Origin of the sequence: Acinetobacter calcoaceticus (genome assembly GCF_051947995.1) — a bacterium.
Classification (GTDB): Bacteria; Pseudomonadota; Gammaproteobacteria; order Pseudomonadales; family Moraxellaceae; genus Acinetobacter.
This window is the reverse complement of the sequence record NZ_JBLVVH010000001.1, coordinates 370068-393814: the sequence shown is the minus strand read 5'-3', so window position 1 is coordinate 393814 and position 23747 is coordinate 370068. Positions and strand designations below refer to the sequence as shown.

The 23747-nt window shown below is 44.2% G+C and carries 19 protein-coding genes; 12 read left to right on the top strand and 7 right to left on the bottom strand.

The features are described 5' to 3' along the window. Nucleotides 1-256: 256 nt before the first annotated feature. Both ACNQO6_RS01940 and radA read right to left on the bottom strand, forming a co-directional pair. Nucleotides 257-1243 (bottom strand): Tim44 domain-containing protein, encoded by a 987-nt coding sequence (locus tag ACNQO6_RS01940; RefSeq protein ID WP_343580615.1) that lies wholly within the window; start codon nt 1241-1243, stop codon nt 257-259. Nucleotides 1244-1341: 98 nt separating this feature from the next. After that, nucleotides 1342-2730, bottom strand: a complete 1389-nt coding sequence (gene radA, locus ACNQO6_RS01935) for a DNA repair protein RadA (protein ID WP_343580617.1) — start codon at nt 2728-2730, stop codon at nt 1342-1344. A 360-nt stretch (nt 2731-3090) separates the two neighbouring features. Here radA and ACNQO6_RS01930 point away from each other — a divergent pair, with 360 nt between their 5' ends. The 5 genes from ACNQO6_RS01930 (at nt 3091) to dapF (ending at nt 8820) form a co-directional block, all read left to right on the top strand. Further along, complete coding sequence (locus ACNQO6_RS01930; RefSeq protein ID WP_343580618.1) at nt 3091-4599, top strand: alanine/glycine:cation symporter family protein; 1509 nt, start codon at nt 3091-3093, stop codon at nt 4597-4599. A 290-nt stretch (nt 4600-4889) separates the two neighbouring features. After that, the gene (locus ACNQO6_RS01925) at nt 4890-6302 is read left to right on the top strand and encodes an amino acid permease (protein ID WP_440207927.1); all 1413 of its coding nucleotides are present in this window, start codon (nt 4890-4892) and stop codon (nt 6300-6302) included. Between the two features lie 144 nt (nt 6303-6446). Continuing rightward, nucleotides 6447-6668 (top strand): LPS translocon maturation chaperone LptM, encoded by a 222-nt coding sequence (gene lptM, locus ACNQO6_RS01920; protein ID WP_343581319.1) that lies wholly within the window; start codon nt 6447-6449, stop codon nt 6666-6668. A gap of 40 nt (nt 6669-6708) precedes the next feature. Next, complete coding sequence (gene lysA, locus ACNQO6_RS01915; protein WP_343581318.1) at nt 6709-7959, top strand: diaminopimelate decarboxylase; 1251 nt, start codon at nt 6709-6711, stop codon at nt 7957-7959. 6 nt (nt 7960-7965) lie between these two features. Then, nucleotides 7966-8820 (top strand): diaminopimelate epimerase, encoded by an 855-nt coding sequence (gene dapF / locus ACNQO6_RS01910; protein ID WP_343581317.1) that lies wholly within the window; start codon nt 7966-7968, stop codon nt 8818-8820. Nucleotides 8821-8867: 47 nt separating this feature from the next. Here the strand turns inward: dapF and ACNQO6_RS01905 are convergent, their stop codons facing one another. Further along, entirely contained in the window at nt 8868-9479 is a 612-nt protein-coding gene (locus ACNQO6_RS01905) for a LysE family translocator (RefSeq protein ID WP_440207926.1), read from the bottom strand. Between the two features lie 160 nt (nt 9480-9639). Between ACNQO6_RS01905 and xerA the strand changes: the two genes are divergently transcribed. The 7 genes from xerA (at nt 9640) to gyrA (ending at nt 18585) form a co-directional block, all read left to right on the top strand. Beyond that, the gene (gene xerA / locus ACNQO6_RS01900; RefSeq protein WP_440208067.1) at nt 9640-10533 is read left to right on the top strand and encodes a site-specific tyrosine recombinase/integron integrase; all 894 of its coding nucleotides are present in this window, start codon (nt 9640-9642) and stop codon (nt 10531-10533) included. Between the two features lie 431 nt (nt 10534-10964). Next, the gene (locus tag ACNQO6_RS01895) at nt 10965-11714 is read left to right on the top strand and encodes an electron transfer flavoprotein subunit beta/FixA family protein (RefSeq protein WP_004771287.1); all 750 of its coding nucleotides are present in this window, start codon (nt 10965-10967) and stop codon (nt 11712-11714) included. A 17-nt stretch (nt 11715-11731) separates the two neighbouring features. Then, nucleotides 11732-12667, top strand: coding sequence for an FAD-binding protein (locus ACNQO6_RS01890; RefSeq protein WP_004771288.1), 936 nt, complete (start codon nt 11732-11734; stop codon nt 12665-12667). Between the two features lie 76 nt (nt 12668-12743). Further along, nucleotides 12744-13583 (top strand): helix-turn-helix domain-containing protein, encoded by an 840-nt coding sequence (locus ACNQO6_RS01885; RefSeq protein WP_440207925.1) that lies wholly within the window; start codon nt 12744-12746, stop codon nt 13581-13583. A gap of 87 nt (nt 13584-13670) precedes the next feature. Then, nucleotides 13671-14636: an MBL fold metallo-hydrolase gene (locus ACNQO6_RS01880; RefSeq protein WP_440207924.1), complete on the top strand. Its 966-nt coding sequence runs from the start codon at nt 13671-13673 to the stop codon at nt 14634-14636. 213 nt (nt 14637-14849) lie between these two features. Beyond that, nucleotides 14850-15506 carry a hypothetical protein gene (locus ACNQO6_RS01875; RefSeq protein WP_440207923.1) on the top strand — a complete coding sequence of 219 codons (657 nt, stop codon included), beginning with the start codon at nt 14850-14852 and terminating at the stop codon, nt 15504-15506. 346 nt (nt 15507-15852) lie between these two features. Beyond that, nucleotides 15853-18585: a DNA gyrase subunit A gene (gene gyrA, locus ACNQO6_RS01870; RefSeq protein WP_440207922.1), complete on the top strand. Its 2733-nt coding sequence runs from the start codon at nt 15853-15855 to the stop codon at nt 18583-18585. 26 nt (nt 18586-18611) lie between these two features. On the opposite strand, the gene ACNQO6_RS01865 is transcribed toward gyrA, so the two are convergent. The 4 genes from ACNQO6_RS01865 to ACNQO6_RS01850 are packed head-to-tail and all read right to left on the bottom strand — an operon-like array spanning nt 18612 to nt 23527. After that, nucleotides 18612-19724 carry an ABC transporter permease gene (locus ACNQO6_RS01865; protein ID WP_440207921.1) on the bottom strand — a complete coding sequence of 371 codons (1113 nt, stop codon included), beginning with the start codon at nt 19722-19724 and terminating at the stop codon, nt 18612-18614. Then, a complete protein-coding gene (locus ACNQO6_RS01860) occupies nt 19721-20851 on the bottom strand; it encodes an ABC transporter permease (protein ID WP_440207920.1) in 1131 nt (376 codons plus the stop codon). The genes ACNQO6_RS01865 and ACNQO6_RS01860 overlap by 4 nt, the downstream gene beginning before the upstream one ends. A gap of 3 nt (nt 20852-20854) precedes the next feature. Beyond that, nucleotides 20855-22018 carry an HlyD family secretion protein gene (locus ACNQO6_RS01855; RefSeq protein ID WP_440207919.1) on the bottom strand — a complete coding sequence of 388 codons (1164 nt, stop codon included), beginning with the start codon at nt 22016-22018 and terminating at the stop codon, nt 20855-20857. A gap of 12 nt (nt 22019-22030) precedes the next feature. Next, nucleotides 22031-23527 (bottom strand): TolC family protein, encoded by a 1497-nt coding sequence (locus ACNQO6_RS01850; RefSeq protein ID WP_440207918.1) that lies wholly within the window; start codon nt 23525-23527, stop codon nt 22031-22033. Nucleotides 23528-23747 lie beyond the last annotated feature (220 nt).

The window sequence follows — 23747 nt, the reverse complement described above, 5'->3', positions numbered from 1 at the left end:
GTTTCGACGGCTATTCTTAAAGATGGCCCCAATAAAAGCGTTTTATTCCCCAAAAGAGGAATATTTTTTAAAGCATTTATCCGTTAGTATCAATAGACAGATCGTGCCAGGTTGTGCTGACCTATCTCAATAAGAACGATAATTTTGTTGTTTTACACTCCGCCATTCTCTAGGGAATGGCTTTTTTTGCTCTTGTTAAAATAAGGCCAATAAAAAAGAGCTATCGAAATAGCTCTTTTTTTAATACTCAAGACAATTAAGCTTGTTGAATTCCTGCAACCACCCAGTCTTGTTGTGAACCGGCAGGTTTTACAAAATGCCAGATCTCAGTAAAAGGTTGTGGCAAGCTGTTTAGATCTTCACTTACCGTACCGGTAAAGCGTACGCTTACGACATATTGATCATTTTCAGTCGTACTTTCCACAACCATCGCATTCAGATTGCTGAATTCAGCAACATCCTGATCCTGGTTTGCCATAATGTCGTTATACATTGAGTTATAAAGCTCAGGCGTTAAATAACGACGGATTTCTTCAACATTGCTGGCGCTGTTAACCGATTGAATGTGATTAAAACGCTGACGTGCAATACGTAAGAATGCTGCAGGTTCTGTACCATCTGGTAATTGATTGCCACTGCTCATCGACGCGCCACCAAATGGGGCTTGAGGCGCAGCGGTACCACCAGCGACAGACTGACCAAAGATATTGGTGTTATCCGCTGCTTGACGTGGTGCTGCTTGAGGTGGAACCTGACGGCCAAAGTTGTTTTGACCGCCATTATTAGGTGCGTAAGGGTTATTGCTGGCTAATTTTTTTTTTGCGCCTAATTTGCGGAACACAAAGAAGGCGACGGCAGCAGCGAGAAGCACCCAAATCCAGCTAGGAATACCGCCTTTTTCTTCCTGTTGCTGTTGTGCTTGTTGAGCAGTTTCTTGCTCAGTCGCTGTTGGGTTATGTTGCTTGTCATCCGCCAATGCATTGGCAGCTACAGCACCGACTGCTGCACCTGCAACACCCGCAGCAACCATAGAGCCCACACCCGGACCTGATCTTTGAGGTGCAGTTTGTTGTTGAGGCGCTGGCGCTGCTTGACGTGACGGCTGATAAGATTGGCTAGATGAACTAGATCTGCTCATACCATGGCTTTTACCGCCACCTGCACGTTTTGCTTCCGCAAGCGGTGCAGCGACCAAAGTTGCCATCAAAAGAGCTGCCATCAAGCCACGCTGGTGTACTTGCATCGAAAATTCCTATTTAAATTCAATTTGTAAATGTATTTATGAAGGTATTTACATCGAATTTCAACTAGAAAAGTATGTTTTTTTATGTCAGTACTTGATCACAGTTCATCACTGAGCTGCATGGCTTCGGTTAATGCTTCATGCAAACGTGCAACCGCAATGATTTGTACGCCATCAATCGATTTTTGTGGGGCATTGCCTCGCGGTAAAATCACATACTTAAAACCATGTTTGGCCGCTTCTTTTAAGCGTTCCTGACCGTTGGGGACAGGGCGGATTTCACCAGAAAGCCCCACTTCGCCAAAGACAGCCAGTTGTTGGGGTAAGGCTTTGCCTCTTAGGCTGGACGCACAGGCCAGTAATACTGCCAGGTCGGAACCGGTCTCGGTAATTTTTAAACCACCCACCACATTGACATACACGTCTTGTCCTGAGGTTTGTACCCCCCCATGTCGGTGCATCACCGCCAAGAGCATATTTAAACGGTTTTGTTCCAAACCGAGTGCCACGCGACGTGGCTGTCCATGGGCATCATCCACCAGTGCCTGTACCTCGACCAGTAAGGGGCGAGTGCCTTCACGGCTAATCATCACGATTGAACCCGGGATGGCTTCATCATAGCGGCTCAGGAAAATGGCGGATGGGTTGGCGACTTCACGTAGACCTTTATCGGTCATGCCAAATACACCAAGCTCATTGACTGCACCAAAACGGTTCTTGACTGCACGGATCATACGATAGCGAGAATCTGACTGGCCTTCGAAATACAGCACACAATCGACCATATGTTCTAAAACACGGGGACCTGCCAGCGCGCCTTCTTTGGTCACGTGACCCACAAGGAATAAAGCAGTCCCGCTATTTTTGGCAAAACGGGTCAGTAACGCTGCAGATTCACGAATTTGCGATACGCCGCCGGGTGCAGATTGTAGTGTTTCGGTATACAGCGTCTGAATCGAGTCCAGAATTGCAACAGCAGGGCGTTGCTGTGCCAGTACTTCACAAATCCGTTCGACACAGGTTTCAGCCATGACTTTGAGCGAATCGGTCGGTAGATCAAGACGTTGTGCGCGCAAGGCCACTTGAGACAGGGATTCCTCACCGGTAACATACAACGCAGAGCTTTTCTTGCTGGCCATATGGGTTGCGGTTTGCAGCAGGATGGTTGATTTACCGATACCGGGATCACCACCAATCAAGACCACTGAACCCGTCACCAGACCACCACCCAATACACGATCGAATTCGCTAATCCCCGTTTGCAGACGAGTTTCCTGTGAAACCGAGATCTGGTTTAGTGTAGTCAGATTCGCCACTTGCCCCGCATAACCGCCACCCATTTTAGGTTGACCGCGATGCGTCACCACCGGTTCAACGCGGACTTCGAGCAGGCTATTCCATTCACCACACTCTGAACATTGACCTGCCCATTTGGGATGATCTGCACCACATTGTTCACATCTGTAAACGGATTTAATTTTTGCCATAAGATAAAATTGAAAACTTTCTTAAAATTAGATAAAAAAGAATCAGGACGAAAAATTTCTAAACATGTCCATCGTTGTTTAAGGAATAACAAAACGAAGACGGCATGATTTCGTCGCAGATTGGTTAAAGGGAAGTGCTCAGAAAAATAACATGATATACAACTTTTACAAGTTATAGACCGTGTGTTTTTAGCAATCGGTTTTTTTGTTCAATTCACTTTTTCCATGGATGGTGTTGGTGTGTTCGTGTATTTGTTGCCATGAGATTTTGATCAAGTGGCATAGATATTGCTCATGCTCAGACGAATGCAAATTTAGCTGTGGCTATTTTTTCAAAATATATAATAAAGGTTGATGTCTATGAGTGCAGCAGAAATTGTAAATTGGGTCAATGGGATCATCTGGAGTCCAGCGCTGATCTATTTATGCCTCGGTGCTGGTTTATTTTTTTCTATTTTAACTCGGTTTGTACAGGTTCGCCAAATCAAGGAAATGGCAAAACTGTTAATTAATGGTTCTTCTTCTGCGCAAGGAATTTCTTCATTCCAGGCCTTGTCCGTTTCCTTGTCTGGACGTGTCGGAGTGGGCAATATTGCTGGCGTGGCAGCAGCAATTGGATTTGGTGGCCCTGGTGCGGTGTTCTGGATGTGGTTAGTGGCATTTTTGGGTGCGAGTACCGCTTATGTGGAGTCGACACTGGGTCAAATTTATAAGGTTGAATATCAAGGTGAATATCGCGGTGGGCCGGCATTTTATTTTGATCGAGGCTTGGGACAGCGCTGGTTAGGGATACTCTTTGCGATTGCTGCCATTGTTTCATGTGGTTTGTTTTTGCCGGGGATTCAGGCCAATGCGGTCGGTAATGCATTTACCCAGATTACGGGGCAGGGTGCTATCGTATTTGGCGATGTAGGTGCTTATAAATTATTGGCCTTGATCGTGATTGTATCGTTGCTGGCAATCATTATTTTTGGTGGGATTAAACGGATTGCCCGTTTCGCGGAGTTTGTTGTCCCTTTTATGGCGCTGGGTTATATCCTGATGGCCGTGATTATCGTAGTCATGAATATCCAGGAACTGCCAGGAGTGATTAAACTGATCTTTGCAGATGCCTTTTCTCCAATGGCGGGGATTGGTGCCGCAATTGGGTGGGGAGTAAAACGTGGTGTTTATTCCAATGAGGCTGGACAAGGGACAGGACCACATGCTGCGGCAGCAGCCGAGGTTCAGCATCCGGCACAACAAGGTTTTGTGCAAGCCTTTTCCATTTATGTCGATACGCTATTTGTGTGTTCTGCAACGGCATTTATGATTTTAATTACCGGTACTTATAATGTGCAAGGTACTTTGGAAGCAGGACAATTTATCGTACAGCATGTTGCACCAGCTACTGAAATTGGCTCACCTGCTTTTACGCAAATGGCTGTGAGCACCGTGTTTGGTGGCTTTGGGCAGATCTTTGTCGCATTGGCCGTATTCTTCTTCGCCTTTACGACCATTGTCGCTTATTACTATATCGCTGAAACAAACATTACTTATCTGAGCTATATCACTAAAACTCCCTCGCTGTTATTTATCACCAAATGTTTCATCATGATTTCCGTCGCATATGGCGTACTCAGTGCAACAGGCTATATCTGGGGGATCGGTGATATTGGGGTAGGCCTCATGGCGTGGATCAATATTATTGGCATTATCGTGACCTATTTTGTGTGGAAACCGACCATTAAAGCGTTAAGGGATTATGAAGCGCAGCAAAAGGCTGGAGTCAAAGAGTTTATATTTGATCCAGTTAAACTCGGCATCCGTAATGCAACCTTCTGGGAGGAGCGTTTAAAGAAGAAACAGCAACAATCCTCTACTGATTGAATTATAAATTAATATTTTCGGGATAAAGAAGTGAAGCAGAATATTCCTGACTTCTTTTTATGGATTCAACGATTTACTGTGTCTGTTATGTCAGCACAAGTTCATTGTATTGTTTTGGCCTTGTGCGTATGATCGAATTCAATTGTATTTTGACAAATACAGGTACAACATTACTTAGCTAAAACAAGCCCAAGCATGGATAGCGAAAAAAGATACTGAAAAGGGTATGTATCGTTATAAACAGCTGGTTTTAGCTAAGGGATTAAAAAACACTGGAGAGTTTTTGTAAAATGTCGAATCAAAATCTGAGTGAGGCTGCTGAGCAAAGCGGACTTCACCGTAGTCTATCTAATCGACATCTACAGTTGATTGCGATTGGCGGTGCAATCGGAACAGGATTGTTCATGGGGTCTGGTAAAACCATTAGTTTGGCCGGACCATCTATCCTGTTTATTTATATGACCATTGGTTTGATGGTGTTCTTCGTAATGCGTGCATTAGGGGAATTGTTACTGTCTAACCTGAACTACAAATCTTTTATCGACTTATCGACGGATCTGATCGGCCCTTGGGCAGGTTATTTTGTTGGCTGGACCTACTGGCTCTGTTGGGTCACCATCGGTATCGCAGATTTATCGGCCATTATTTACTATCTGGAATTCTTTAATGGTGGAGAGTCGTTTACGCCATTAGGCGGGTTACTGATTAGTACGGTCGCGATCATGTTTGTATTGGGCCTGAATCTGGTCACCGTTAAATTATTCGGTGAAATGGAGTTCTGGTTTGCAATGGTGAAGATTACTGCAATTATTGTCTTGATTGCGGTGGGCTTATGGATGATCTTTACCGGCTTTACCAACGCCTCGGGTACAGTTGCAAGCGTTTCAAATCTCTGGACGCATGGCGGCATGTTCCCGAAAGGTCTGGAAGGGTTTTTAGCGGGTTTCCAGATTGCTATTTTCGCCTTTGTTGGGGTGGAGCTGGTCGGTACCACGGCTGCTGAAACGCAAGATCCAAAACGTAACTTACCGAAAGCGATTAACTCGATTCCGATCCGTATCATTATTTTCTATGTATTGGCCTTGTTTGTGGTGATGTGTGTGACGCCTTGGGATCAGATCAATCCTAAAGTGAGTCCATTCGTTAACATCTTCTCACAAGCGGGTATTGCGTCTGCTGCGATTATCATGAATCTGGTGGTGTTATCTTCGGTGATGTCATCCATGAACAGTGGTGTTTTCTCGACCAGTCGTATGTTGTTTGGTCTATCTACAGATCAACAAGCGCCTAAACTGTTTGGAAAACTGTCTAAATCGGCTGTTCCATCAAAAGCATTGATCTTCTCGTCAATCTGTATCTTTATCGGTGCATTTGTGCAGTTTGTTTATAAGTTGCAGACCGGTACCAATGATGAAGTAACAGCATTTACGCTCGCAACAACGCTCTCAACCATTCTGTTCATCTGCGTATGGATCATTATCATGTGGAGTTATATTAACTACCGCAGAAACCGTCCAGAATTGCATGCACAATCAAGCTTTAAACTTCCTGGTGGCGTGTTCACATGCTGGGTCGTGATTTTATTCTTCCTTGCAACGATCTACTTCCTTGCACTGGATGAAACGACCTTGGAATCGCTCAAAGTGAGTCCGATCTGGTTTGTCATTCTGGCCATTGGTTATTTCTTCTATAAGCGAAAATAGACAGTAACCAGATTGAAGAGTCAAAACGTCGACCTTTAAAGTCGGCGTTTTTTTATGGTTATTGCCTGATTCATTCAAGTTTAGACTTTAGCCAATCCAATGATCACGCTATACTGCTCCGAATTGTAAAAGTTAGGTGCTCAGATGCTTAAAGTCATTTGTTCGATCAGTTTATTATTAAGCAGTATTGTTTTAACTGCCTGTGGCCAGACGGGTGAATTGCATTTGCCATCTGATCCAAACCAAGACAAACGCGCAAAATATCTGCTTTATAAAAATGAAGCATCTCCGGCTAAAACTTCATCTGTTGTAAGCAAAGATGAAGTCGAAGAGGCAAGTCAGGCAACATCATCCACGACGCAATAACAAACCATCTCACCTTAAGTTTGTAAATAAGGACATCTTCATGAGTTTCACTCGCATTAATGGAGTATTGCATGCTGAGCAATGTTCACTGGATCAGCTCGCACAGCAATATGGCACGCCTTTATATGTGTATTCAAAAGCAGCTTTTGAAAAGCATTATTTGGATATGCATCGTGCTTTTGATTTTATTGATCATCAAATCTGTTTTGCAGTGAAGTCAAACTCAAATTTAGCTGTTCTCAATGTATTGGCAAAAGCCGGTGCCGGTTTTGACATCGTAACAGGTGGCGAATTGGCGCGTGTATTGGCAGCTGGTGGTGAACCTTCAAAAATCGTATTCTCCGGTTTGGGTAAATCTGAAGCAGATATCGAAAAGGCTTTAAATGTTGGAATTGCCTGCTTCAATGTGGAGTCACATGCCGAGCTGGACCGCATTCAGAAAGTCGCAGCAAAATTAGGTCAGAAAGCACCGATTTCGTTACGCGTGAATCCTGATGTAGATGCCAATACGCATCCTTATATCTCAACCGGTTTGAAAGAAAACAAGTTTGGTATTCCAAGCGATACGGTGAATGAAACTTATCAATATGCTGCGTCATTACCCAATCTGGAGATTGTTGGAATCGATTGCCATATCGGTTCACAATTGACGGAAACGCAACCCTTTGTCGATGCACTGGATCGTGTCATTTTAATGATCGAGCAGTTGAAAAGTCTGGGGATCAACCTCAAACATATTGATATCGGTGGTGGTTTGGGCGTGCGTTATAAAGATGAAACGCCGCCAAGTGTTGAAGAATATGCCAATGCCATGCGTCCTGCTTTAGAAAAGCTGGGCCTCAAAGTCTATATGGAGCCGGGGCGTAGTATTTCTGCCAATGCGGGCGCATTATTAACCAAAGTGGATTTACTCAAACCAACCAGTCACCGTAACTTTGCCATTATTGATGCGGCCATGAATGATTTAATTCGTCCTGCCTTATATGAAGCATGGATGGATATTCAATCGGTAAATCCGAGTACTGATGTTGAAGTGAAGACCTGGGATCTGGTGGGTGCCATCTGTGAAACTGGCGATTTCTTGGGTAAAGAGCGTGATTTGGCGCTTCAGGAAAATGATGTACTGGCGGTGCTGGGCGCAGGTGCATACGGTTTTGTGATGAGCTCTAATTATAATACCCGTGGCCGAGCTGCCGAAGTGATGGTCAATGGTGATCAAGCCTATTTAATTCGTGAGCGTGAAACCATAGAATCACTTTGGGAAAAAGAACGTTTATTGCCTGAGGAATAAGTTGAGATGTATTTAGAATTTACCAAAATGCATGGTTTGGGCAATGATTTTATGGTCGTTGACCTGGTGACCCAGCGCGCTTATTTAGATACAGTCACGATTCAGCGTTTGGCAGATCGTCATTTTGGGGTGGGTTTTGATCAACTACTGATTGTTGAGCCACCTGATTTACCCGATGTCGATTTCAAATATCGAATCTTTAATGCCGATGGTTCTGAAGTGGAACAATGCGGTAATGGGGTGCGTTGTTTTGCCCGTTTTGTTCATGAGCGTCAACTGACCACCAAAACCAAAATCCGTGTGCAAACCAAAGCGGGGATTGTTGAACCTGAATTGGGTGCCAACGGCTGGGTGCGTGTCAATATGGGGCAACCGAAGTTTCTGCCAGAAGAGATTCCGTTCGTGACTCAGGCGCATGAAGATATTGAAGGCTTATATTCACTGGCATTGGCAGATAATCAAAGTATTAATATTGATGTGGTGAACATGGGAAATCCGCATGCGGTAACCATCGTGCCTGATGTATTGACAGCTGATGTGGAGCGTATTGGTCCGCAAGTCGAATCGCATGTGCGTTTTCCTGCACGTGTCAATGCGGGATTTATGCAGATTCTGGATGAAAAACATGTTCGCCTACGGGTTTATGAACGTGGTGTTGGCGAGACACTGGCCTGTGGTACAGGGGCTTGCGCAGCCGCAGTGAGTGGGATGCGCCGTGGCTTACTTGCCAATGAGGTTGAGGTGCAGCTTGCGGGCGGTAAATTACATATCGCTTGGCGTGAAGGTGATGTGGTGTGGATGACAGGCCCAACTACGCACGTCTATGATGCCCGTCTGGATTTAAGATATTTTCAGGGCTGATCAACCCACATGAAAAAAGCGCGTTTTAAAAACGCGCTTTTTTATACTTAGCGTTTACTCAATGCCAGCTTGAGCGCAAACAGGATAAATACACTGCCTGTGATCCGATCCATATATTGAATAAATTTGGGTTGTTTTAAATAGGCTGAAATGGACTGCATCGCAGCGATCAGGAATATCGACCAGAACAATCCAATCACCACATGAATCATCACCAAGCCCATGGTCCAGATGATTGGAGATGAGGACTGGGGAATGAACTGCGGTAAAAAGGAAATATAAAAAATACCGACTTTAGGGTTGAGTAAATTGCCGAAGAAGCCTTTGATAAACCAGTTTTGCGCCGTCGTAGAATCATTCAGACCAGCGAGTTGGCTACGAGGTTTTAAGATCAGATTGAGTCCTAACCAGGCTAGATAAATGGCGCCCATCCATTTTAAAATATTAAAGGCCAGATCGGAAGTCATCAATAAGGCGCCCAATCCACAGGCCACAATGATTCCCCAGACGATACAACCCAGATTAATCCCCCAGGCTGCTTGAAATGCTTTGGCCTTACCTTCAAGTGTTGCGGTACGGATAATCAGCGTAGTATCAAGCCCGGGGGTGATGGTCAGCAGGGTAATTGCGATCAGATAGGGAATAAGCATGGTTGTCATCGATCAAGCACCATTTAAAACTTGAAAAATGATTGTAGTACAGTGCACTACATTGTTCGAGCAGGTTTAGCAGGAATCGAGGGAAAAATTTGCTAGACTGTCGCTAGGTCTTGTTTTCAGCATGGAGCGTCATTTGGAAACCTCTGCAAAACTTCTATCCATGTGGTTAAAAGAACGGGTGATTCAAAATCAGTCGGAACATACCATTTCGGCTTATCAACGCGACTTGACTGATTTCTTCCGGTTTTGTGAACAAAAGCAATTACAACTCCAGGATATTGAAGCTTCTGACTTGAGAGAGTATCTGGCTGCCCGGGTTGAACGAGATCAATTGAGTTCCAGTACGCTACAGCGACATTTGACTTCTATTCGCCAATTTATGAAGTGGGCAGAGCAAGGGCAATATCTGGAGCAGAATCCATCTGAAGATTTTAAATTAAAGCGCCAGCCTCGTCCTTTACCGGGCATGATTGATATTGAGACGGTTCATCAAATACTAGATCAGGCGGCCCCTGAAAAACCTGTTGAGCAGCAGCTGTGGCTGCGAGATAAAGCCATGCTGGAACTGCTATATTCAAGCGGTTTACGTCTGGCTGAATTGCAAGGCTTAATGATTAAGGATATTGATTTCAATCGGCAGCTATTACGCATCACCGGTAAAGGCAATAAAACCCGAATTGTCCCATTTGGAAGCAAAGCCAAAGACAGTCTGGTGGAATGGCTAAAAATCTATCGGATCTGGCAAGGTGGCTTTCATGCGGATTCTGCGGTTTTTATCTCGCAACGCGGCAATGCCTTAACACCACGACAAATTGAAAATCGGGTCAAGCTACAAGCACAACGTGCGGGCGTCAATGTCGACCTGCATCCGCATTTATTACGGCATTGTTTTGCCAGTCATATGCTTTCTGCCAGTGGTGATTTACGTTCCGTGCAGGAAATGTTGGGTCATAGCAATCTTTCCACCACCCAGATCTATACCCATGTCGACTTTGATCAGTTGGCAAAAGTCTATGATCAAACCCATCCAAGGGCGCAAAAGGCGAGTTCCTGATATATTATGTTGCAAAGTTGGATGATTAATAGTCGACTACTTTTCCACATTATTGCTTAGATTTGCCGAATTGGTGTTCTTACTTAATTGCCAAGTTTTCTTGAAAGCCAAAAGGCAGCTAAATTCGCAAGAAACGAACCGTTACAGATCATTTCAATCTTGTTTAAAAAGGCTGGTTTAGATCGTTGAATTTTATAAAATATTAAAAAAATCAAAGTTTAATATTCATCATCTTGATGAGCTAAATAAATAGAATGAATCATTATTTTCAATTTGTGAACTGAGCGTTTCATCTTTTTTATGGCTGTAGCAGAAATTGTGACTTGACCGAAATGCCAAATACATTGCAAGATAGGGCACCTAAAAAGTTTCAATCGAAGAGTTAGAATACTCTTCATTACATTTACTTGCTTAGAACAGCCGAGGATTACATGAAGGCTCTTGTCGCTGTAAAACGTGTGGTTGATGCCAACGTTAAAGTTCGTGTTAAGCCGGACAATAGTGGGGTTGACCTTACCAACGTTAAGATGTCAATCAACCCATTCTGTGAAATCGCAGTGGAAGAAGCGGTTCGCTTAAAAGAAAAAGGAACAGTTTCTGAAATCGTTGTGGTTTCAGTGGGTGCTAAAGAAGCTCAAGAACAAATTCGTTCTGCAATGGCGCTAGGTGCTGACCGTGGTATTTTAGTTGAAACTGCTGATGAAGTTGGCGCTCTTGAAGTTGCTAAAATCTTGAAAGGCGTAGTTGATGCTGAAAAACCGGAACTTATTCTTCTTGGTAAACAGGCAATTGATGACGACTCTAACCAGGTAGGTCAGATGCTTGGTGCTTTACTGGGTGCAGGTCAAGGTACTTTCGCATCTGAAGTTAAAGTTGACGGCGGTAAAGTTCAGGTAACTCGTGAAATCGACGGTGGTTTACAAACTGTTGAGCTTGCACTTCCTGCAATCATCACCACTGACTTACGTTTGAATGAGCCACGTTATGCTGCTCTTCCAAACATCATGAAAGCGCGTAAAAAGCCACTTGATACCAAATCACCTGCTGATTATGGCGTTGCAACAGGCACTAAGCTTAAAACAATTAAAGTTGAAGCTCCTGCTGAACGTAAAGCTGGCGTACAAGTGAAGTCTGTAGACGAGCTTGTTGAAAAATTGAAAAACGAAGCGAAAGTGATCTAATACAGAAGGATAAAATCATGAGTATTTTAGTTATCGCTGATCACAACAACCAGACACTTAACGGTGCAACTTTAAACGTTGTTGCGGCAGCTCAAAAAATCGGTGGTGATATTACTGTATTGGTTGCTGGTTCTGGCGCTCAAGCAGTTGCAGATGCTGCTGCTAAAGTTGCTGGCGTGAGCAAAGTATTACTTGCTGACAATGCTGCTTATGCAAACCAATTGGCTGAAAACGTTGCTGGCTTAGTTGCTGACATCGCGAAAGGCGGTTACAAATACGTATTAGCTGCTTCAACTACAACGGGTAAGAACATTCTTCCACGTGTTGCTGCACTTCTTGATGTCAGCATGATTTCAGACATCATTGCTGTTGAATCTGCAAATACATTCAAGCGTCCGATCTACGCGGGTAACGCGATTGCAACTGTTCAATCTGATGAAGCAATCATCGTGGGTACCGTTCGTGGTACAGCATTTGATGCAGTTGCTGCTGAAGGCGGTTCTGCTGCAGTTGAAGCGGTTGCTGAAGCAAAAGACGCTGGTATTTCTACCTTTGTAAACGAAGAAATCGTGAAACTTGATCGTCCAGAGTTAACTGCTGCACGTATCGTGGTTTCTGGTGGTCGTGGTGTAGGTTCTGGTGAGAACTATCACAAAGTTCTTGATCCATTAGCTGACAAGCTTGGTGCTGCTCAAGGTGCTTCACGTGCTGCGGTAGATGCTGGCTTCGTACCAAACGACTTCCAGGTTGGTCAAACGGGTAAAATCGTTGCACCTGATCTTTATATGGCGATTGGTATCTCTGGTGCGATTCAGCACTTGGCAGGTATGAAAGACTCTAAAGTGATTGTTGCGATCAACAAAGACGAAGAAGCGCCAATCAACAGCGTTGCTGACTACTGGTTAGTGGGCGATTTGAACACTGTTGTTCCAGAATTGGTAAGCAAACTGTAATTTATAGTCTGCTACTTATTCAAGAAAACGCCCTTGTGCTATACATTGCACAAGGGCGTTTTTTATTGGATAGATGATGAATATTGATTTTGCTGCTACGATGGATGCACAGCATTTACACCGTTCGCTGGTCAGCTTGGCACATGCAGATATGGCGCGGGATTACTTATGTATTCGGGCGAAAAACCAGCATGGGCTAGCGAATATTCAAGTGAACCAGTTGCATATGGGCATGATTCTGCATGGGCAGAAACAATTAACGTTGCATCATCAGCAGGTGAATCTCCGTACGGGTGATCTGTTTATTATCAAGCCCGATACTGTCGCCGATACCGTCAATATTCCAGATCCGGAAACGGGCGAATATCTAACCATTCTGGTGCCGATGTGTGAAGAGGTGATTCAGGCTGCACAGATGATTTGGGCCAAGCCGATTACCGATAAAACAGAAGCAATCTTACGGTTTTCAATTGAGGATTTTGCCTCACATCTTCTCGCTTGGCAAAAGGCTTTATTTGAACAGGATCTCGTTAAGGCACGTTTGTCGATTGCAGCAATCTTGGTGCAGCTATGTCAGCAGCAGTGTGCAGATGTACTGATTGTTCCTGCTCCACAACTCTCCAAACGAATTTACCAGTGGGTGCTGGAGCAGCCACAACATGTATGGCAATCCAGTGAAATTGAGGCGCGCCTAGGTTTAAGCAGTGCCACATTGCGGCGTAAACTCAGTCAGGAACAGACATCTTTAAGAGAAATCATTACCCACGCACGTCTTGCCTATGCTTTGGAGTTGCTCTATTCAAGAAAGTTACCGATGAAGACGATTGCAGCGAAGTCCGGTTATCAATCGGTTGCAACGTTTCGTACCCGATTTATGCAGCGTTATCAGGTTGATCCTAACGTTTTAGCTTTGTAATTCTCTAAATTGAGCGATTCACGTCGATGATTGAGCGATTTCGATCATTAGGAATGATTAGATTTAAATCAATCCAATATCGAGGTGATGAACGTGAAATTATTAAAACCGATCCTGATTACATTACTGTTTAGTGCAGTTACTGTCATCCATGCTCAATCCGCTCCACAGGCAACGCAGGTTGCGGGATATTTTTTACAACCGATTGGCAATTTGAAAGTGACGGCGCTGTTTGATGGCGAACTCGGCTTGCCACGCAGTGATTTGCTGGGAATTTCATCTGCAAAAGCCAACCGGTTATTTGCAGAGAATTTTGTACCTGTCGATGAGCATAATCAGATCGTGACTGACTTTTCTGCTTATCTGGTCCAAACCCCGACCCAGAATATTTTAATTGATGCTGGCACGTCCCAATGCTTTGGCCCAAGCTTGGGACATGTTGTGGAAAATCTGAAAAAGGCAGGCGTACAACCCGAGCAGATTGATACGATTTTGATTACCCATGCCCATCCTGATCATTTATGTGGCATTAGCTTAAACGGGAAAATGGTTTATCCAAATGCCAAGGTGTATCTGGCCAAAGCGGATGTGGACTACTGGACATCAGCAGAGAACGAAGCAAAAGCCACTGATTTCTTCAAACCTTTATTTAAAATGACCCGCGATGCATTAAAGCCTTATCAGCAGGCAGGGCAGTTGAATGCCTTTACCAAAACCTCTTTCCATGTGCCGAATGTTGAACTGATCATCACGCAGGGGCATACCGAAGGCCATTCCTCATATCTGCTGGATGGACAAAATGGACAGAAGTTTTTGGGACTGGGGGATGTGGTGCATTATGCTGCGGTGCAATTTCCGTATCCCGAAGCCAGCTATAAACCGGATACGGATTCTCGCAGTGCTATTGCAGTGCGCAAACAGATATTCGAACAAGCCTATCAGCATCAATGGTGGATTGGCGCTGCACATGTGGCTTTTCCCGGCATTGGTCATATCGGCAAGAATACGCACGGCTATCAATGGATTCCAGCCCAATATCGCCCAGAACAGTGAAGGGTGGCTTTGATTCTTTGTTTACGGATTGAAGCTTCAAGCTTATGAGACAGAGCGTTTCCTTTATGCAACGATACTACTGCTAATTTAACGTACTGATTTAAATCGTATTAATTTAAGTTTTTCTTAATGGTTAATTTCAATTAAGCTGAAAGTGTACTCGTTAGTACACTTTTGTTAGACTTTTATTTTCGCTGGTTTTTCTGTTGAATAATGAAGTTTGATTTCCGCTTAAATCGCGTTGTATTGGTTCTATTCTCCCTTTTATTTCTCACGGCGTTTCTGGCTATTACTCAAAGTACTGTACTGTTGACATGGAATGTCCATGTTCTGGAAGCCTTTCAGGCCATTGTGTTATTGGCTTGTGTTCCGTTCACCTGGTTCTATGTCAAACCCAAGACTTTAACTGAGCAGAAGAAATGGTTCTGGATCTGGGCCATGGCATGGTGGTTGATGTTCTTTGGACGAAGCATTAGTTGGGGGCGTGATTTTTTCCCTGAAGTTCCTCATTTTTATTATCGAATCATTTCAATTTTTGTGATTGCACCTGTGGTTCTGATGCTGTTTTCTCCGCACTTAAGAGCTGAAATCAAGTATAAGTGGCAACAGCTCAAGTTTCCGTTCTGGTATTTGCTGATTGCTGTTGTATCGTTATTTTTCGCCGATAGCGTCGAGCATCATCGCTTTATAGATACTTGGCTATTTAGTTCTTCTGCAAATCAAGATATCGTGGAGGAGCTATACGAAAATCCATTTATTCTGGCGCTGTTCTGTGCTGCTTTTTATTTTATGCAGCAGGATCGGGTGACTGAACAGGACAAGCTTATGTCGGTGATGCAGTCAGAGCTTTCTCCCAAGCCCTATCAATAAAAATAGGGGCTTTTTAAACGGTTTAGCTTAGGGCTTAACCGATACAGAATTGCGCTCAATCAGCGACTTTTGCAACAGGGTTTGCTGCTTTTTTATCCAAACCGCTGGGCAAAGTATTTTTATCGGCGCTTTTCTGTTTTTAATAATTTTAAGTCATTCATTTATATATTCTTTTTATTGTAAAAAAATGCTATTTTTGCACGCTTAAACTTACCGTTATTTCGTCCTTTATGCTATAATTTTTCGCTGTATTTTTTATTTTTAGTTCAAGTCTTTGAGCTGAATTTTTGCAAGATTGAAGACATAAAAACAGGTACAACTCTCTACCTGTAAACAAGGAGTATGCATGAGCGTATCGGAAATCAGACCGATTGCCATTGAGGACGAACTCAAGCATTCATATCTAGATTACGCGATGAGCGTAATCGTATCTCGTGCATTGCCAGATGTGAGAGACGGTCTTAAACCTGTTCATCGTCGCGTATTATATGCGATGCACGAATTGGGCAATGATTATAACAAAGCGTACAAAAAGTCTGCCCGTGTTGTCGGTGACGTGATCGGTAAATATCACCCGCATGGCGATAGCGCAGTATATGAAACAATCGTTCGTATGGCGCAGGACTTTAGTTTGCGTTACATGCTGGTGGATGGTCAGGGTAACTTCGGTTCGGTCGATGGGGATAGCGCGGCAGCAATGCGTTATACCGAAGTTCGTATGCAAAAGCTCACCCATGAAATTTTGGCCGATCTGGAAAAGGATACGGTTGACTGGGAAGATAACTACGACGGTTCCGAGCGTATTCCTCAGGTGATGCCAACGCGTATTCCAAATCTACTGATTAACGGTACGACGGGTATTGCAGTGGGTATGGCGACCAACATGGCGCCACACAACATGACCGAAGTGGTCAATGCATGTCTGGCCTATGCCAATAATCCGAATATTTCTGTAGAAGGGTTGATGGAGCACATCACGGGCCCGGATTTCCCTACAGGCGGTATTATTTACGGTAAATCGGGCATTGTAGATGCCTACCGTACCGGTAAGGGTCGTTTGCATATTCGTGGTAAATATCACTTTGAAGAAGACCAGAAAACAGGTCGTACCACGATCGTCTTTACTGAAATTCCTTATCAGGTCAACAAGGCAAAAACCATTGAGCGTATTGCCGAGCTAGTCAAAGAAAAGAAAATTGAAGGTATTTCAGAGCTTCGTGACGAGTCTGATAAAGAAGGGATGCGTATTGCCATTGACTTGAAGCGTGGTGAAAACGCTGAAGTTGCGGTGAATAACCTGTTCTTGCATACCCAGTTGCAAAATTCGTTCAGCATCAACATGGTCTGCCTAGATAATGGCCAGCCGAAGCTGATGAACCTGAAAGATATTATTGCGGCATTTATTCGTCACCGTCAGGAAGTTGTGACCCGTCGTACTATGTACGAATTGCGCAAGGCACGTGAGCGTGGTCATATCTTGGAAGGTTTGACCGTTGCTTTGGCTAATATTGATGCCATTATTGAGACTATCAAGACTTCTGCCAATCCGGCTGAAGCGCGCGAGCGTTTACAGGCAGGTGAATGGGCCGGTGGCGGTGTAGTTGCATTACTGGAAAAAGCAGGCGCGATTTCTGTTCGTCCGGACGAGATTGAAGGCGAAGATCCGGCACGTCCATTTGGCTTGTCGGGTGATATTTATCGCTTGTCACCAACTCAGGTTGGCGCAATTCTAGAATTGCGTTTACACCGTTTAACGGGCCTGGAACAAGACAAGTTACACGCTGAATATACTGAAATTTTAGGTCAAATTGCTGAATTAACAGCGATTCTGAATGACTTCAATTTGTTGATGAATGTGATTCGTGAAGAGCTTGCGTTGATCTTGCAGCAATATGGTGATGGTCGTCGTACTGAGATTGTCGAATCTGGTGTCGATTTCTGCCGTGAAGACTTGATTCCTGAAGAGCAAGTTGTATTGACTGTGTCTCAAACAGGTTATGCGAAAACCCAGCCGCTTTCTGATTATCAGGCGCAACGCCGTGGTGGTCGTGGTAAGTCTGCCACTGCAATGAAAGATGATGACATCATCCAGCATTTAATTGTGGCGTCGAACCATGCAACCGTGCTGTGCTTTACCAATGTAGGTAAAGTTTATCGCTTGAGAGTGTTTGAAGTGCCGCAAGCATCTCGTGGTGCAAAAGGACGTCCAATCATCAATTTACTTCCTCTGGAAGCGAATGAAACCGTTACTGCTATTTTACCGTTGACGGAGTTTCCTGAGAACCATTACGTGTTTATGGCCACTGCATCCGGAACGGTAAAACGTGTTGAACTTGCACAGTTTAGCAATGTACGTTCAAACGGTTTACGCGCAATTGAGCTGAATGAAGAGGATACCTTGATCGGTGTTGCGATTACCGACGGTAACCAGCAGATCATGTTGTTCTCGAATGAAGGTAAGGCCATCCGTTTTGCTGAAACTGATGTCCGTGCCATGGGCCGTACTGCGAAAGGTGTGCGTGGTATGCGCGTCAGCTTCGCAAGCAACAGCATTGAAGCTGAAGATGCGGATGTTGAAAATGATGATAGCGATGACAATGATGATTCATCAGATTCAAATGTGATCAGCCGTATCGTTTCACTGGTGGTTGTACCTGAGACCGGTGAAGTGTTGTGTGCATGTGCCAACGGTTATGGTAAACGCACCCCGGTGGATGACTTCCCGACCAAGAAACGTGGTGGTAAGGGTGTGATTGCGATCAAGACCAGCGAACGTAATGGTGAGCTTGTGGGTGCAGTATCGATTGATGAAACCAAAGAACTGATGTTGATTTCTGACGGCGGTACATTAGTACGTACCCGTGCTGCTGAAGTGGCAACAACGGGCCGTAATGCGCAAGGTGTACGTTTGATCCGTTTAAGCGATGCTGAAACCCTGGTGGGCGTGGTTTCGATTGAAGCTGTAGAAGATGATGAAGAGTTATTAGATTCGACAGAAGAAGTAGAAAATACTGAGGCAGAGGTAATCACTTCTGAAGATGTCGCTGTTGAACCGAAAGATGATACGCCAGAAGCGTAATCATTGAGGTGATAAAAAAAGGAAGCTCATGAGCTTCCTTTTTTTATGGATTGCATTATGACCAGACGGTAATAAGAAATTGCCAGTAAAACTGCTCCTACTGTGGTCAGATAAATCAGTTTTGGCACCACAATGGAGGTTGGTACACCCATTTGATTGAGCTGGACAAACATCTGAACCCCATGCGTTGAAGGAAATATCCAGGCGAACCATTGCATCCAGTGTGGCATGGCTTCATGAGGCCACGCTGTTCCAGTCAGTAAGAACAATGGAACAGAAGTCACCACAATCAGATGTCCAACCCGTTCCGGCATATCGACCAGTGAACCGAGCAGCATGCCCAAGCCAATCACACAGCTGACATAGATTGGAACGGCCAGGAGCATACCCCAGAAGTTGCCACCGTGTGGAAATTCATACAACCAGAAGGTAAAGCCGAATAAATACAGACAGCTGAGACAGCCAGTGGTAAAAATGGCAGCAAACGTAGCCCAAAACTCAACAGGTTTAGCCACCCAGCCCTGTTCACGGTAACTGGCAATCAGCATGGCGAGACCCAACACAATGGTCTGATGAATGATCAGGCTGGCCACAGCAGGGAAGATATAACTGCCATAACCTGACATGGTATTGAACAACGGAATCTGATGAATCGAAAGCTCTGGCTCGAAAGAAGAGGCATTACCGAATTTCTCTAAATGTTCTTTCAGGGTGTATTCGATTGAGCTTGCCAAGCCCACGCCAACCTCTTTGGTCCGAATAAAATAGGCCGTGCTCAAGTACAGGCCAATGCCGCCCATTTCCCCGCGTTTCAAGCTATTGGTGAGGTTCTCAGGCAGTAACAAGATACCTTCTGCTTGCTGGTTCTGCACCATGCGCTGTGCTTCCAGAAAGTTATCTGTGACGGTTGTGATCTTGATATGCGGACTATTCGACGCCTGACTGATAATTTTTGAGGTCAATATGCTTTGTTCTTCATCCACAATCACAATCGGAATATCTTCTGCGGTTTGTGCTTTATATGCGGTTGGATAGAAAAAACTATATAGCAGGGTTGCTGCAATCAGGGTGGTAAATACCGAATTATTGGCAAAAATATTCTTAAAGGTCTGTAGGTAATAGCTGAAAAATGACTTCATGAACACAGCTCCTGAGTATTTTTCTTCAACAGACGCACACTGAATGCAAAGAATAGGCTCGCGAAGACCAGTAAAATAGCAAAGGGAATCATCGAGACATGCAGATCGCTGCCGATAATCCACTGTTCGGTTTGCAGCTTGGCATAAGGGGTGTAGGGAATAATCATTGACCAGAACTGGGTAAATGCAGGTGCATTGTTCAAGGGTAGGGTAATCCCTGAGAAACTAGGTGAGGAACCGCCATAAAGGGCAATAAAACCAAAGGTTTTAGGCAGGTTTTGGGTGGCGAGTACCACGGTGCTGCTAATCACGGCATAAGAAAAATACAGTAAGAATTGTGCAGCCAGAATCAGCGTGAGTGAACCTGCAATGAAGTAACCGCGGATCTGTGCCAGCCAGAACATCCAGCACCAGGTCCAGGCACAGAAAATAAAGACATAAAGTAATATTTTACCGAGTAGGCTGGAAACGACTTGTTTGGAACTGACCCATTCACCCACTGTCTTGCGCTTAAACTCTTGCCCTATGGCAAAAGCCACGCAGCAACAGAGCAATAAGTGTAAAACGGCTGGTACCATAAATGGCTCAAGAAATAACTCATAACTCATGCTTGGGTTATATAAGGTCGAGATCTTGATGTGTGGGGTGGGCATGTCCAGATAGGGGATTGTATTGGACAGATAGCTTTGTCCCATATATTCCGCCATGCCATTCAGGGTGCTGATGAGCATGGCTGAGGAAATGGTATTCCCGATACTAAAAAATGACTGGTTATAGGCGATACTGATTTGTGCATCTTGTGCTTTGACCAGCCGTTGCTCAGCACCCTCGGGAATCATCACGAATCCCCAGGCTTCTGTTTTATTGATCAGGCGCTCTGCTTCATCCTGACTGGCAGTGATGGTCTTGACCTGTAACGTATGGTTCAGACTTAAGCTACGAATCACCTTACGGCTCATTTCACTCTGGTCCTGGTCAATCACCACAATAGGAAGATGCTCAGCCTTGCCTGCTGAAAACATACTGCCAAACAGTAGGATCACCAGCAATGGGGCAATGACCGCCATAAACAAATCGACTTTATGGCGTTTGAGGTAGTGTAATTCCCGAAGCATGACAGCAAACATCGGTTATTTTGCCTCTTCTATTTTGAAGAGTACGCTCATGCCGACTTTTAAATCAGGAATGCTTTGCTCTGGCACCAAATGGAATTTGAAGCTGCGGATGTCATAACCACCGGTCTGGCGCGTGGTTTTAATGGTTGCAAAATCACCTTCGGCATCAATGTTTTTGACTTTAAAGGTTTCTTTACGATTTAGCGCAGGAATAAAACCTTCAATAGTTTTCATTTTATACACAGCGCTATACATGTCTTCGCGGACATTTAAGCTGACCCATAAATCATGATCTTCAATGATGCTGACCACAGGCACGCCTGTTGCGACTAACTCAGTCGGTTTGCCATAGGTCTTCGAAACCGTTCCGTCAGTCGGTGAATACAGTTTGGTTTCTTCAGTTAAGGCATTGGCTTCTTTGACTGCGGCTTGTGCCATTGCCACTTGTGCATCAGCAGTTGATTTCTGTTGTTCTGTGCTGCCGCGTTTGGCACGCGCATATTGTTGATAAGAGGCTTCGGCAGTTTCACGTGCAGAAGTTTGCGCAGCCCGCATTTCATCACGGCGTTGGCGAGAAATCACACCTTGTTGATATAAGGTTTCACCACGTTTATAGGTGGTTGCTGCCAATTCTGCCTGGGTTTTCATGGCTTGCCAGTTGGCATACAGGGTCTCGATATTTTCCTGTTGAGCACCACGATACACAGTGGAATGGAATGCAGTTGCACTTTGTAAAGCTGCTTGAGCCTGTTCTTTTTTTGCTTCGAGTTCAGGGCTGACAAAACGAACTAGTGCCTGACCTTTCTTAACTGGCTGGCCTTCAGAGACATAGAACTCTTCAATACGACTAGGCACTTTGGTGCTGATATGCACGGTTTCTGACTCAACCCGACCTTGTAGCTCAATCGCTTGTGGTTGATAAGCTTTCCATAAGCCAAAAGCGATTAGACCTAAAAGTAGAATCAAAATAATCAGGCCGATGATTTTAGCCTTGCCTTTTTTAGCTGGCTCGTTCGGTGGCTGCGGTGTATTGGAATTTGATGTCTCAGGTTGTGGCTGTGCAATTTGCTCAGTCGCGCTCACTTGTACTGGAGCAGATTCAGAGGCTTGGGTTTCAGTCTTGTTGTCCACTTGATTTTTATCGCGTTCTGAATTGGATGATGATTGATCTTGGCTCATAAAATTCTCCAATTAACGGATATAGTCAGTACGTGGTTGATGAACATACAGCTTGAACTCATCAATCGAGCCATAGCTTTGTAAAAGTGTTGCGAGAGATAAAATGTATTTATAGGAATTAAGCGCCATTTCACTTTTCAGTGCACTCAAGGCGTTTTGTGCATCAATCACCTGTGTTGCCGTGCCCATCCCTTCCTTAAAGGAAAGCTGCTGGATGCGTAAGTTTTCTTGGGCTGCCTTGGTGTTCTGGACCAATAGCTGATGGCTGGTCTGGGAAGAGCTTAATTCGCTATAGGATTTGTACAAGACATTTTCGACTTCCTGCTTGGTGCGTTCGGTCATCAGTTCGGCTGCATACTTTTTAAGTTCGGCGGCACGGATGTTTTTATTATTATCGATGCCCGAAAATAAATTGTATTTTGCCATGACGCCGACAATCCAGTTCTCCTTGCTGTCCAGTCCATATTCACCAAAGGCAAAAACACTCGGTTTTTTGGCTGACTGTTGAACCTTGATATTTTCATTGGCCAGTTGGGTATCCATTTGCAGCTTTTTGATCAGACTGGAATTCTGATCATAATTTGCCAGCATTTTATCCAGCGAATGGTTTTGTGCGTTATTCACAAACAGGGGCGTGGTGAGATTTAAACTTTCTTTGGTTTTGAGTAAATTTTGCAGACTAAACTGACTGGCTTGTAAATTCGATTGGGCATTTTGATAGCTACGTTGCGCATTATTGCGCGCTACTTCAAATTGCATACGCTGGCCTTTATTAATAAAACCTTGCTTCTCTAATTTAAGTGCATTGTCATAATGTTCTTGCATTGCATTTAAATTAAACAGGCTGGCATTCAGTAATTGCTGCTGTAATTGCACATTAAAGTAGGACTGGATCATCTCAAAACGTTGCGAGTCTTGTTGTTGTTTTTCGCTAATGTTTGAACGTTGAGCCTGAATCGTGGCAATCTGTTTGGCGCTGCTAATTTTACCGCCGGTATAGAGCGGCATTACCATGGAAACTGAAGTACGTACATCATGGTCTTTAACCGTAACATCTACATTGTTTGGTACCTGATTCAGACCTTCACTTACGGTTTGATCAAATCCCTGACTGACCTGATCAATTACTTCAGGTGGTAATACATTTTCCCATTGTGATAATTTGTCATCAAAACCACGGGTCAGCGAATTTTCGAGTCGACGTTTGCTTGACCCTAAAGGCACGCTGGTTTCACTATGAAATGAATAAGCACGTGCATTTAAATCAATACGGGGAAGGCCTAAATTTTTAACGGCTTCCATCTCAAGTTGTGAGGCTTGTTGCAAAGCTTGTTGTGCTTGGGAGGCATAAGCATTTTCAACCACATAGTGTTCAGCTTCACTATAGCTAAAAGTCTGGGCCAATAGTGTGGACGAAAACAGAGAGCAACTGATTAAGCTAATACTCAAGCTTAACAGTTTGGGAAACCGCTTGACCTTAAAACTCGGTCGATCATGTCGTTTCAACATTAGGGTAGGTCGCAATTTAATAATATCCTGAGGTAGTCTAAATTCTTTTTATAAAATTAAAATATTATGTTTTTAATTAAATAGTTATATGGCTAGGATTGGTGTAGTGAATTTGTAAAAAGTAGAGTTTTTAATCTAATTGAAATAGCGCAAAACAGACGGATTTTACCCGCGTGAAAAGGATCACTAAGTTTGGCCTAAAATAATTGTAATGACAGAA